Annotated in this window: 11 protein-coding genes; 4 read left to right on the top strand and 7 right to left on the bottom strand. The window is 40.2% G+C overall.

From position 1 onward, the window contains the following. Window positions 1-149 precede the first annotated feature (149 nt). The 3 genes from trpS to nth all read left to right on the top strand — a co-directional run bounded on the left by trpS (window position 150) and on the right by nth (window position 3,735). Entirely contained in the window at window positions 150-1,127 is a 978-nt protein-coding gene (gene trpS, locus ABJL82_RS15760; RefSeq protein ID WP_347275661.1) for a tryptophan--tRNA ligase, read from the top strand. A 259-nt stretch (window positions 1,128-1,386) separates the two neighbouring features. Next, window positions 1,387-3,084, top strand: a complete 1,698-nt coding sequence (gene argS, locus ABJL82_RS15755; RefSeq protein WP_347275660.1) for an arginine--tRNA ligase — start codon at window positions 1,387-1,389, stop codon at window positions 3,082-3,084. Between the two features lie 18 nt (window positions 3,085-3,102). After that, a complete protein-coding gene (nth, locus tag ABJL82_RS15750) occupies window positions 3,103-3,735 on the top strand; it encodes an endonuclease III (RefSeq protein ID WP_347275659.1) in 633 nt (210 codons plus the stop codon). 100 nt (window positions 3,736-3,835) lie between these two features. On the opposite strand, the gene ABJL82_RS15745 is transcribed toward nth, so the two are convergent. From ABJL82_RS15745 to ABJL82_RS15715, 7 genes are all read right to left on the bottom strand, one after another. Next, complete coding sequence (locus tag ABJL82_RS15745) at window positions 3,836-5,749, bottom strand: ATP-binding protein (RefSeq protein WP_347275658.1); 1,914 nt, start codon at window positions 5,747-5,749, stop codon at window positions 3,836-3,838. A 329-nt stretch (window positions 5,750-6,078) separates the two neighbouring features. Next, window positions 6,079-7,089: a VWA domain-containing protein gene (locus tag ABJL82_RS15740; protein ID WP_347275657.1), complete on the bottom strand. Its 1,011-nt coding sequence runs from the start codon at window positions 7,087-7,089 to the stop codon at window positions 6,079-6,081. 90 nt (window positions 7,090-7,179) lie between these two features. Beyond that, window positions 7,180-7,755 (bottom strand): hypothetical protein, encoded by a 576-nt coding sequence (locus ABJL82_RS15735; RefSeq protein WP_347275656.1) that lies wholly within the window; start codon window positions 7,753-7,755, stop codon window positions 7,180-7,182. Between the two features lie 18 nt (window positions 7,756-7,773). Then, the gene (locus tag ABJL82_RS15730) at window positions 7,774-8,793 is read right to left on the bottom strand and encodes a VWA domain-containing protein (RefSeq protein ID WP_347275655.1); all 1,020 of its coding nucleotides are present in this window, start codon (window positions 8,791-8,793) and stop codon (window positions 7,774-7,776) included. Further along, the gene (locus ABJL82_RS15725; protein WP_347275654.1) at window positions 8,790-10,208 is read right to left on the bottom strand and encodes a hypothetical protein; all 1,419 of its coding nucleotides are present in this window, start codon (window positions 10,206-10,208) and stop codon (window positions 8,790-8,792) included. Before ABJL82_RS15725 ends, ABJL82_RS15730 begins: the two co-directional genes overlap by 4 nt. Beyond that, window positions 10,205-11,062 (bottom strand): DUF58 domain-containing protein, encoded by an 858-nt coding sequence (locus tag ABJL82_RS15720; RefSeq protein ID WP_347275653.1) that lies wholly within the window; start codon window positions 11,060-11,062, stop codon window positions 10,205-10,207. The genes ABJL82_RS15725 and ABJL82_RS15720 overlap by 4 nt, the downstream gene beginning before the upstream one ends. Window positions 11,063-11,067: 5 nt before the next feature. Continuing rightward, a complete protein-coding gene (locus ABJL82_RS15715; RefSeq protein WP_347275652.1) occupies window positions 11,068-12,060 on the bottom strand; it encodes a MoxR family ATPase in 993 nt (330 codons plus the stop codon). 349 nt (window positions 12,061-12,409) lie between these two features. On the opposite strand from ABJL82_RS15715, the gene ABJL82_RS15710 reads away from it, so the two are divergent. Next, a partial coding sequence (locus ABJL82_RS15710; protein WP_347275651.1) for a glutamate synthase-related protein occupies window positions 12,410-13,548 on the top strand: 1,139 nt, incomplete at its 3' end.

The following is a 13,548-nucleotide window of genomic DNA, read 5'->3' as shown; positions in this document are numbered from 1 at the left end:
GAAGATACAAAAAAGGCTGCAAAGCGGATAGAGGAACAACTATCAAAAATTATATAATGATAGGGAAATTAGTGACACAATGCTTGGCGGGTTCAGGTTTGTAATCTGAACACATAGTTTAATGTTGTTTGAGATATATCCGGAAAATTATGAAAAAACGATTATTTAGCGGAATCCAGCCGAGCGGGGAAGTTCATATAGGAAACTATCTGGGTGCAATAAAGAATTGGGTGGGGATGATTGATCGATACGATTGTATTTTCTGTATTGTCGATTACCATGCGATAACGGTAGAATACGACCCGAAAGAAATGCAAAACCGAATTATTAACGCTGCGGCAGTTAATATTGCAGCCGGACTTGACCCAGGTAAGTGCATCCTCTTTGTGCAATCTCATGTACCGGAACACACGGAACTTGCCTGGATACTGAATACGGTGACGCCAATGGGTCACCTGGAAAGAATGACGCAGTTCAAAGATAAGGCAAAGCAGCACAGGGATAATATTAATGCAGGTTTATTTACCTACCCCGTCTTGCAGGCGGCAGATATATTAGTTTATAAGGCGGAAGCGGTGCCTATTGGTGAAGATCAGGTACAGCATATAGAATTGGCAAGAGAGATTGCCAGAAAGTTTAATTCGCGGTACGGAGAAATATTTCCTGATCCGAAAGAAATACTTTCAGACGCCCCAAGGATTATGGGCATTGACGGGAAGACAAAGATGAGCAAAAGCAGGGATAATTATATCTCGCTGGTAGAATCTTCTGAGTCTATATGGAAAAAATTGTCTACAGCGGTAACGGATGAGAATCGGAAGAGACGGACAGACCCGGGGAATCCTGAAATATGCAACCTTTTTACTTTACATAAGTATTACTCTTCCCTTGAACAAATAGAACGTATCAACAGGGTATGCCGCACTGCGGAGATAGGTTGTATTGAATGCAAAAAAATATTGTCTGAAAATATCATAAAGGCATTATCTCCCATACGGGAAAAATATGAAGAGTTAATAAAAGATAAGCATTCTATAATTGATATATTACACGAAGGTGCAAAAAAGTGTAAGAACATGGCAGAGATTACCATGGCAGAGGTACGAAGGCAAATGGGACTGACTTAGGTAATGAGCAACTAAAAGCAATCGGCAATTCACAGTCCACAATCCACAATCTGCAATTTGCCTACTGTGGACTGCCGATTGCCGATTGCCGATTGCCGATTGTAGGCTGCAGAAGAGACCAGTAAATATTTTGCCAATACGTGTAAATTCACATAATGTGAACCTGTAGAGTATACCGCCTTGTGGCACACCTCAGACTCCATTCCCCTCTTATTTTAGCTAACAGAAGCGTTTTTACAGAATTATAGAAAAAGAACAGATGGCAGACCAATTCAGGAAAACAATAGTTCGTTTATTAGCAGCGAAAACCAATCTCTCCGAAGACGAAATAAATAAATGCGTTGAAATACCACCTGACCCAAAGATGGGGGATTATGCATTTCCCTGTTTCAATCTTTCAAAAATGCTGAAAAAACCCCCCGCGAAGATTGCTTCAGAATTAGCCGACTGCCTGCATCCCGTTAGTCCGGTAAAAGAGATAAAAGCAACAGGCCCTTATCTGAATTTTTTTTTAGATAAGATAATACGCGCTGAGGTCGTTTTAAGAAAAATTATGCATGAAGGCGCTGCTTATGGCTGCGATACCATTGGCAAGGGGAAAACCGTCGTTATTGATTACTCCTCCCCAAACATCGCAAAACACCTTGCCGTCCATCATCTCCGCTCTGCGTTAATTGGAAATGCACTGTATAATATTTACGGAAATTTAGGGTACAAATGCATAGGGATCAACCATCTTGGCGATTGGGGGACGCAGTTTGGTCAATTGATTGTTGCATATAAAAACTGGGGAGAAAAGGATCTCGAACAATATACAATTACCGACTTAAACAAACTCTACGTTACTTTTCACCGTGAAGCGGAAAAGGATAATCATCTGGAGGACGAAGCGAGGGAATGGTTTAAAAAACTGGAGGCAGGAGACTCAGAGGCGATGGAGTTATGGGAACGTTTCAAGGATATCAGCCTTAAAGAGTTTCAAAGGGTGTATGAGATGTTGGGGATTCGTTTTGACGCCTTTGTTGGTGAGAGTTTTTACAATACAATGGTTGAGGATACGGTTTCTGGCATTAAGGAGAAAGGGTTGGCCTGTATCAGCGAGCAGGCATTAATCGTAGAGCTGGAGGCATATAATATGCCGCCATGTTTGCTTAAAAAAAAGGACGGTACAACACTTTATGCAACACGCGACATTGCAGCGGCGGAGTACAGGAAATCTGTATATAATTTTGACAAAATGATTTATGTAGTTGGTTCTGAACAAAAACTTCACTTTTGTCAGATATTTAAGGTGTTGGAGTTAATGGGGTATGAGTGGGCAAGCCAGTGTGTTCATGTGGATTTCGGCCTTATGAAATTTAAAGAGGGCAAGATGTCCACCCGCAAGGGGCGGGTCATATTGTTGGAAGACTTATTAATTGAGGCGGTAGACCGTATCAAAAAGATTATTGAAGAAAAGAATCCTTTGCTAAAGGACAAGGAAATGGTTGCAAGTGACGTGGGTATTGGGGCGGTTATATTTGCGGATTTAAGCACAAAACGAAACAAGGATGTACTATTTGATTGGGATACCGTATTAAATTTTGAAGGAGAGACCGGGCCTTATGTGCAGTATACCCACGCCCGTCTTTGCAGCATTTTGAGGAAATATGGAAAAGATGTAACGGAGGACATTGATTATACATTATTAAATGAAGAGGATGCCATTCATCTTATAAAGAATCTATGGCAATATCCCTTTGTAATACTAAAAGCGGCACAGTTTTATGAGCCGTCATTAGTTAGTAATTATCTTATTGATATTTGTGCCGGTGTAAATAAGTTTTATAATGCTCACAGGGTATTATCTGAAGATGAAGGGCTTACAAAAGCAAGAATACTTCTGGTAGATGCCGCCAGGCAAGTCATAAGAAATGGATTAAAAATCCTTGGTATGCAAGTGCCTGTGGAAATGTAAAAAAAGGAGATTAATCTTATGACTGAAGAACGAACAGGAAAAATCTTATCACTCCTTGAGAAGGCATACCCGGATGCAAGACTCGTTCTCAGATATAAAAATCCCCTGGAATTGCTGATAGCGACGATATTGGCAGCTCAATGTACAGATGAACGGGTAAACAAGGTGACGGAAATTTTGTTCACAAAATACAAATCGGCGAAAGAATATGCTTTTGCACAGCAGGATGTTTTTGAACAGGAAATACGGCAGACCGGTTTTTACAGGAACAAGGCGAAAAACATTATTGCGTGCGCGAAGGCATTAGAGGAAAGGTTTCATGGCAAGGTGCCGGAAACTATGGAAGAACTTTTGACGCTTCCGGGGGTAGGGAGAAAGACGGCAAGTGTGCTGCTTGGCAACGTCTTTGGCAAACAAGCTATAGCGGTGGATACGCATGTATTTCGTGTTTCGCACCGGTTAGATTTTGCCAAATCCAACAATCCCGATAAGGTGGAAATCGAATTGTGCAGGATTATCCCGCAAAAGAAATGGACACAGTCCTGCCTTGTCATGGGCACACATGGCAGGCGCATCTGCATAGCCAGAAAACCGTTGTGCAAAGAATGTGTCGTAGAGAAATTATGCAATTCAAATGATAAGATTGTATAAAGCTGATGACAGGCTGCCAAGTCCTCAATCCTCAATCCTCAGTCTACAGTCCTCAATCTGCAATTTGCCGACTGCCGACTGTAGATTGCCGATTGCGCTTTTAAAGGGATTCCATGGCGGGAAGTTCAATGACAAAAGTAGTGCCCTTTCCCACTTCACTTTGCACGGATATTTTACCGTTATGCTGTTTAATAATACTTTGTGCTATGGAGAGACCAAGCCCTGTGCCTTTCTTCTTTTTATTTGCTCTGTTGGTATAAAACGGTTCGAAAATTTTAGAAAGATTCTCTTTGGGAATCCCAGGGCCTGTATCTGATATCGTGGTATTTACTACATTATTCTGCGCCTCTGTTTTAATGGTGAGGCATTTATCATATTCTGATACTTCCATTGCAGCGCAGGCATTTTCGATTATATTAAGCAATACCCTGCGTATTTGATATTTATCGACAAAAACAAATGGCAAAATGTCCCCAGGTAAAATAATAGTTTTAATGTTTGCGTGGTCAAACTGATATGTTTTTTGCTTTATGATAACTTCGATGATTTCATTAATATTTATTTGCTCCTTGGATAGTGTATAATTTCCCGTAAACGTGAGGAGACTTTTTACAACGTCCTGTATTTGTTCCGTTTCCTTCTGTATTCTCTGGAGGTATTTTAGAGATTTTTCACTGGTTCCCGGGTCATTTAAGACAAGTTCTGTGCAAAGTTGAATGCCCGCAAGGGGGTTATTCAATTCATGCGCAGCGCCTGCTACAAGATTACTTACCGCAAAAAGCCTTTCCGACTGGACTACCTGATTTGTTAATTGATGTTCGCGGGTAACGTCTCTCAGTACGATAACAATCCCTATATTATTGCCAATGAAAGCCCGTGTCAGCCTTTTACTCTTTCTTCTATCTCCGATAACATGTATATTTTCATCAATGAACTGATTAACCGAAGATGCGGTAACATTGAAGTGTTTTTCAATCTCGTTATTAATAGTAATTTCATAGGATACGGAGAGTTGCTTTTCTTCAAACAATGCCCTGTAAATATCTTTGGTATCAATAGTATTTATGCTCATTATTGACCCATCGCTGTTTCTCACCAAATTCAACTGGCTAAGGATTGCATTTGCGGCCTTATTTACCGTGTTTATCTTCCCATGCATATCCATGAAAACAATGCCGTCAACTATGCCGTCTATCAAGGAATGTAGTTTTAATTCTTCCATATCCAGGCGATGATTGCAAAGGTTTAAATGGTATTTTATTAAGGTATCTGCAAAGGTCGTAGGAATGGTTTTTTCATCCGCCGGTTTTATGATATAGTCATTCGCCCCCGCTTTCATCAGCTCAATTGCCCTTCGCTCTGAATCTTGTGGGACAATAATTGTTATAAATATTTCAGGGACGCTCTCTTTTGATTTTCTGATTATTTCAGAGACGTCTGATTCCGGCAAATGATCATCCAAAAACATGATGGATAGTTTTTCATTCTCCAATTGATGAAGGGCGTCCTGACCATTTCCGGCGATAATCACATCATAGCCTTCCCCGAGAAGATACGTTTCCAACATTTGTGTGAAAGATTGGTCACTGGCGGCAATTAAGATTTTTATCCTGTTTACGGTAATATTCGTGGGCGTTGACTCCGGCTTGTTTTGTAACAGATATAATAAATCTTCCAATGCAAATGACGGATGAATTGAAAGATATGCGCCAACACAATTGGCTAACAGGGATATCATACAATTTTTCTGTGAATCAGTGACTAAAATTACGGGAACGTTATTGCAATTTGCCAAAAGAGATGACTTCATTAGTTTACATAGTTGAAAACCATCCAAAATGGGTAGGTCTGTATCTAAAAATGCAAAAAGAGGGGGTTGGGTATGGAGATGTTTTAAGGCATCTTCTCCATTTAACGCCGTTATTATATTTACAAAACCATGCTGTTTTAAGTAGCAAATTATATGTTCATATTTATCTAATTTATTGGATGCAAACAATAAGGTTCCATTCATGTGTTTTTATTACTCCAAAACCATAGAATAAAAAAAGGAAAATGGGGAATGTAATACGGGTAAACACTAAATTGGCATAGCCAGAACCAAACAAGCACGAAAACAGTCCTCAGTCCTCAGTCCTCAGTCCTCAATCTGCAATCTGCCGACTGTAGACTGCCGATTGCCGATTGCCGATTGCCGATTCAGGGTATGGATACCATATTTGTGATGTCAACGCCAATATTTTTTTTGAAATGCGCCTCGTTTAAGAAGGGTGTGTTTTAGCGTAAAACCCATTTTCTTAGTTTATAGTGAAAAGGGTAAAGGAAATACGAAGAGAAGCACTGTTATAAGACAAAATAGAATGCAAGAAGAATCAATGCACAGCCTAGAAAATATTGTGAAATATCGTAAATGATATTTTTCTTTTTTACGCCGATAATGTCTTTGTTTGTTTCAATAACCTGTTTGAAGATATTTTGCAGTTCAGCGCCGGTAGCATCGTGTTGGTAGGAGCCTCCAGCCATTTCTGCTATTTCTCTTAATAATTTCGGATCGGGTTTTGTGTAAATAATCTCTCCATCTTCTGTGCGTTCATAACCGCTTTTATTTCCCAATTTATCCCTTTTTGGTATGGGGGTGGAATTATTTGGATCCCCAATGCCAATGATGTAAGTGGAAATATCGTTCTTTTCCAATAACAATCGTATCGCTTCCACTACCTGGCTCCTTCTGAGAAGCTGCTCTTCCCCATCGGTAAGAAGGATTATTATCTTTTTCCCTGCTTCATTGCTAAAGGTTTCCATGGCAGCGATTAAGGCGTTCCCGATATTTGTGCCGTAAGGTACAAATCTTACATAATGTTCGTTTACCATATTTAATATTCTAAGGAATACCATTTCGTAGTCTTTTGTTGGATAAGGGAGGAGGGAAAAGGCGCGTGCGGCAAAAACAACTAAACCAACACGATCGTCTTCAAGCCCTCTCACAAGATTGGCAATCTCCATTTTGGCACATTCAAGCCGGTTGGGTTTTACATCCTCTGCAAGCATACTCATGGAGACGTCAAGCACAAATACTATCTCAAGCCCTTCTTTTTCATATTGTTCTTCCGTAGTTTGCCATTTAGGCTGCAAAAGTGTAAGCCCTAAAATACAGCAGGCGGCGCTCATGCTGGTTCCTTTGATGAGGTTTCTGTATAGTGAGGGTATTTTGCTGAACTTTTGTATGTATGTTTTCTGCCCGAATGTTTTTAGCCAGGCTCCTTTCCGCCAGTAAAGTATAAAGTAGAAAACAAGGATCAGGCATGAAAGTGAAAACACAAGAGGGGTATATTTTTCATGAATAAAAGATAACATTATTAATTTATTATTCGATAAGTTTTCAGAAAAGAAATAGTTTCAGGTATTTACACGGTAATAATATAAACACGATGAATTTCTTATGCGCTACCAGCGGATTTTTTGTTCTCCGCTGTATCGATATTTGGTACCCCATGGAATAAGTTTCAGGGACTCTATCCGGTCTTCCCGTTCTTCCTGTTTATGAGAAAACATGGTATTGAATTGCATCTCGCCCAATCTCATTCGTTCGAGATTTTTTTTTGCCTGGAAATCGGCAGGGTCAATTTTCAGTGCTTCAACGTACTGCATTGCCGCAGTGGAGAAATCCATATCTTCCGCAATAATATTTGCATTATTATAAACCGCCCTTGCCTTTAATACGGGGTCTTTTGTTTCCATCGTTTTCCGGTACTCATCTGAGGCCTTTTTCTTTTCCATGAGCAAAGAATACAGTACTCCTTTGTTATAGGTTATTAAAGGGTCTTTTTCTGATAGTTTACGGATAAAAGGATTCCCTTCCAGCTTACGAATTGTGGAAAGTGCATGCTGGTATCTTCCCATTTTTATATTTTCATCCAAATTCGTAATAATGGTATTTATCTTTAAATTTGTATAACCGTAGAATGTAAGAATGCATGCAAGCACTACGAAGGTTATTTTGGGAAGCAACTTATAGAACACAGGCGTCTCCTTTTTAATTTAAGGGATTTTTATCCAGAAGTTTTCAATGAAAACACTTGTTAACAGAAAAAACAAACTTGCTATAACAGGGAATATATAAAGGTCCTTTTTTTTAAAAACATTTTCTACCACAATTTCATCTTTTTCAATCCTGTCAATTTCATCATAGAATTTTGCAACCTCTTCAAAATTATCGGCATGATAATATTTTCCTCCGGTTGACTCTATTGCTTCCTGCAGCTCCTGGATATGTTGCGCGGCGATATCGGGGTCTATGCCATAGACGTCTGATGCTTTTACTGCCACTATATACGCCTTTATTCCCATTCTTTGCAGAAGCCGTAAGGGCCTGTCCGGTGAAATGCCAATATTGTAAATGCCATCCGTGAAGAGGATTATTAGTTTATTCTTCAGTACGTCTCTTTTCTTCATTTCTTTTACAAATGAAACCGCATAATCATCGAGATATTGCTTGTTAATGCTGTTTCTTAATTCTGTGAACGTAAATCTGATTCCCATTTCTTTTTCAAACAATGCGGTAATGGAGGTAAAGATACCCTCTCCTATTGAAGTTTGGTACCCCATCTGGGATGAGTGTACGCGTTCCAGCGATTTTTCAAGCAATTCCGTTTCCATCGTGGGCATCGCAATGAGAGCCGCATCAGTGCCGAAGATAGATAATCCAATAATATCGTTTGACCTTTTCTTTATAAAGGCCGCGACAATTTCCTTTATGGTCTCTATGGCAGTTCCGGTTGTGCTGAATGAAGTATCAATACAAAGGAGTATTTCCCGTCCCTTTAAAGATATCTTTTCTTTATGATAGGCGGATTGCGGGTACGTTAACGCCAATATTAAAAAAAATACCGCGCAAAAAAAGACCGGTTTAAAAAAGCCTGCGACAATCTTCCTGAACCCATACAGATCTTTTACATGATAGAGGCTTGAATAACCGATATATTTTTTTTCTTTCCAAAAAAAACAGAGCAAGCCAAAAGGGATAATAAGGAAAAGAAACCATGGATTCGCTAATGTCATTTATTTATACCTGTTAGCCGCACAACATCTTCCAGACTGTCTCTCGTTTTCTTAAATGTCTCTTTGTGTATCTGTTTTCCAAAAATAAGTGAATCTAATAATCGAAAGGATTCACGTGCTACTGTTGTTGCGTCCTCAGAGAGTTTGTTTTGTCCGTTATTTTCAAAAAAACAGGAAGTTGTCAACGATTGTGCGAGTTCGTCTGAGATACCGGTAAAAGCGCCCAAATATGTCCTTAACGCCTTGCCGGCTAATTGAGCGTTTTCCTTATTTAGTGCATCGTTATCCGTGTATTCGAGTTTTAGCATAACAGCCTTTAATTCTTCTAAGGCAATATGAGGGGTGATAGCGGTGGTTATGGGCTTTTTCTCAGCTTGTTTTTGCATGGATGCCCTTATGGTTAGCATACCAAACAGAAGCAACAAAAGAATGCCTCCGCCAAAGGGCATGTACCCATAGAAAAAAACATGCTCTTTTGAATAAGGCACCGGGCCTTTTAATCCTTCCAGCGGGACGTCAACCGATTTAAGGAGTGTGTTGATAAGAATGGGAATTGGTGTAGTATGGGCTTCTTTTGTAACGAGGGAAGAATCGTTGCCTCTGCTTGCAGCGCTTTGTGAATCCGGTTCCTTGTAATACAATACAGATACCTCCGGGATTTCAGGATTCCGCTCTTTCCCGCCCAGTTCATATGTTGCGAGGGTATAATCTATAACGGTTTTTGTCAATCCCCCTTCGGTTTGTGTCGAGGACTCTTTTTTTAATACTTCAAAAGGGGGGAACTGTATTTTATCCAGGGTATCCCACAGGAGTTTTATATCATTTTCATATCTGATGGTTAGTGTATAGCGAATGCGGTCGCCGATACATATAACATCCTTGTCGATTTTCCCTTCAACCAGGATTGGCATTTTTTTTACCGCGATAGGGGCGGAACTGGCAGCCCCTTCCTTAGAATCAACGGTATTAATATAGGAAAGCTTGAAGGAGGGTATTGAGTATATACCCTCCTTCATATTTGGCGGCAGTGAAAGTGCGTAAGTAACAACCGCAAAATCATGCATATTATCAAATATCTGGCGTTCACTGATGATTATCCCCTCTATCACAAATGGGCTAAGGTCAACATCGGCAAGACCTTCCAAATTTACGGTTATACCCAGCATCCATAACACCTGTACGGTGAGATGTAACGTTTTTCCGGGGATGATCCTGTAATCATCTATAAAAGTCCATATTTCAAGCGGCCTGTCTGTAAGCAGAAACTCTTTTTTTAATGGTGAATCTGACTCTGATTTTGCTGTTGCGGCAATGGACGTTTCATTTTCCTGTGTTTCCTGGCCATGTACCGGGGTAAAACAATATCCCCAGGAAAACATGCCAATGAATGTCAATAAAGCAAAAAGATGTCTCATTTTTTAATTCTTCCTCCTCTACGGATGCGTTTGTCAAAAAACTCTGATATTTTTTTTATCCATATACCTTCATCTTCGTCTGTATGTATTGTTATACAGCTTATGGCTAATTTCCTCAGTAAGGCATAAAAAGGTGCCGGCACATGAAGAGCCTCTGTGGTGCTTATTGTTTTATTGCAATGGGTTTCTACATCACGAACCGTTAGATATCCCCTTGCTTTTGGGATGCAGGACTCTCTTTTATCCGAAACAATAACAGGAATAACCTCATGCCGGTAGGAGATTGCCTTTAGTGAGCGTTCATAGTTATGCGGGGCAAAAAAATCGGACAGGATGAAAATAAGAGAAGGCGACTGCACTTTTTTATGTAAAAAAGTCAATGCGGCGTTAATGTCAGTAGAATGAGAGGACGGTTCATCCGTTAAGACCTTTTTCATGTTCTTAAAAGCTTCATTTTCGCCTGTTTTAGGCGGTATGTATTGCTCAATTCTATCTGTAAATGCGAGAAAACCAATTTCATTGCCCGTTTCCGACGCCGCATAAACAAGGAGAGAAAGCAGTTTAGCTATAATATCTTCTTTTGTATGATAAAAAGAGCCAAATTTTTCAGAACGGCTCTTATCGATAATGAAAAAAATAGTCGCCCGTTTATCCACCAATTTCAGACGTACGTGTAAACGGCCTATTCTGGATGTGGTTTTCCAGTCAACAGACTTTAAATCATCGCCGGTCTGATATTGCCGAAGCTCATCCAGTTCCAGGCCGTGCGTTGAGTTTATATAGCTGGCGAATGATCCGCCAAAGAGATTCCCTATTAACCGTTGTAAATAAAGGCGTACACGTTTTTTTTTCAATGAATTTATTCCAGAATAGGAACCCGGTGAAGAATTTTTGTGATAATATCATCTGAATCGTAGCCTTCCACCTCCGCCTCATGCGTAAGGATGATTCTATGCCGCAAAACGGGATAGGCCATTTTCTGAACATGCTCAGGCAGAATCGTATCGTCTCCCTGGATATAAGCATAAACACGCGACGCCTTTGTGAGTGCAATAGTTGCCCTGGGTGAGGCGCCGTACATGACAAGGTCTTCCAGTATGCCGTCGTTTTCATCCGGCCTTGTTGCCCTTACAAGCCGTGTGATGTATTGCACTATAGAGGGTGCGTCATTTGGCGGGAGCCATTCTGCTATAGTAGTTCTCAATGCAAGTATTTCCTCGGGTTTAAAAATAACCGCGAGTGGAGTTTCTGTGCCAGAGGCATGTTTTTCTGTTATCTCTATTTCATCATCATAGGAAGGATATCTGATTTTTATTTTGAACATAAAACGGTCTATTTCTGCTTCCGGCAATAAATAGGTGCCTGATATTTCGATGGGATTTTGAGTCGCAAGCACCAGGAATAATTTTTCGAGGTGATGGGTTTCCCGTCCGATGGTTACCTGTTTTTCCTGCATAGCTTCTAATAAGGCGCTTTGTACTTTTGCCGGCGCGCGGTTAATCTCATCTGCAAGAAGAATGTTTGTAAAAACAGGGCCTTTTTGAATCCTGCTTTTTTTCGTTTCAGGGAGCCACATTTCAAAGCCGGTAATATCGGCAGGAATAAGGTCCGGCGTGAATTGTACCCGATGGAATTTTGCGTCGAGTATGCTTGCTACTGTTTTTACCGTCATTGTTTTTCCAAGTCCCGGATAACCTTCCAGTAAGATATGTCCATCTGATAGCAGGGCGATTATGATTGTTTCAATCATCTCTTCCTGGCCTACAATGACCTTTCCGATCTCTTGTTTTATTTTTTCCACTTTCTCTTTAATCGGGCATCTGTTATTTTTTGTTTTTGTTTGAGCTTTCACCGTATTTAAATTCCTTCCTTTTGGAGAAACTGCTTTAAGTAATGCTAAATAATTTAGTATTATTGCATTAATTGCTAAGGTGATTGTATCTTTTTTTGAAAATTATATAAATTCTCTTACTTTTTTACAAATAATAATTTTAGTGTATAAAAGCAGTCTTAATCATGACGGCAATCACTGCCAACAATTAAGGGCACAAAAAAATTATTGACAGTCAATTTGAAAAGATGTATATATTCAACACTTTATGGCACTTTGCGTAATCTCTCCATATAAATATTAATGTTTACTGTATAGATAAATGTTTACTGTTAGTTTAATTAACCTATTCTAGTGAAAGGGGTTTGGGATGTCGTTTTCAAAACCAAATGCGTCGGCAGCAACTCGTACAAAAAATAGAACACCTAATGACAGGACTGATTCCAGCGGGATGTGTTCTGTTTGTGTAGATGATTGTCCTGGTATTTGCGAAATAGGAAAATCCGCATTTCGATCTGTTGAAAATTTGTATCCACAGCCATTTGGGGTCATTACAGCAGGTGCGGACAAGGAATATCCTGTAGATTTTAGTCACTTAAACATAATGGGAACTGCGGTTGGCGCTGTTGGTATTGCCCCTGATAGCGATAAGGCTATTTTTGATAATGTTAATACAGAAACAAGGCTTGGCAAGGATAAGGGCATTAAGTTGAAGATGCCGATAATGATTCCGGGACTCGGTTCAACAAAAGTTGCAAAGACGCATTGGGATGGTTTAGCGATAGGTTCAGCGATTTCAGGAACTGCACTAACTATAGGTGAAAACGTAGGCGGCATGGATGAACAATCCAAAATATCAAATGGCAAAATAACCCATTGTCCCGATCTTGAATACAGGGTGAAAACCTATCAGAGTTGGCAGCAAGACGGTTATGGTTTGATAGTAATGCAGGAAAATGTTGAGGACAGCCGGTTAGGCATACTGGAATATGGGGTTGAAAAATTAGGTGTTCAGGCGGTTGAAATGAAGTGGGGGCAGGGTGCAAAAGACATTGGGGGCGAGGTTAAGATTAATAATCTGGAAAAGGCGAAGATGTTGCGCGACCGCGGGTATATCGTATTGCCTGACCCGTATGACAAAGAAGTTGCCGGTAGTTTTGGAAAGTCATTCAAGGAATTTGAACGGCACTCCAGAGTCGGCATGGTTAATGAAGACGATTTTGTAAAAAGGGTAAAGGCATTAAGGAATGCCGGGGCAAAATATGTATTTTTGAAAACAGGCGCATACCGTCCTGCGGATCTGGCAAGGGCGGTATGGTATTGTTCCATTGCTGGAGTTGATGTTTTAACTGTTGACGGGGCAGGCGGCGGTACTGGCATGAGTCCGTGGCACATGATGAACGAGTGGGGCGTTCCGACGTTATACATTTCCGCCCTTACATATAATTATGTGCATCAACTGGCGTCAAAGGGGCATTATGTACCTGATGTAATCCTTGCGGGCGGGTT

Source organism: Candidatus Kuenenia sp., assembly GCF_039794105.1.
Taxonomy (GTDB): Bacteria; Planctomycetota; Brocadiia; order Brocadiales; family Brocadiaceae; genus Kuenenia.
This window is presented reverse-complemented; position numbering and strand designations above follow the sequence as displayed.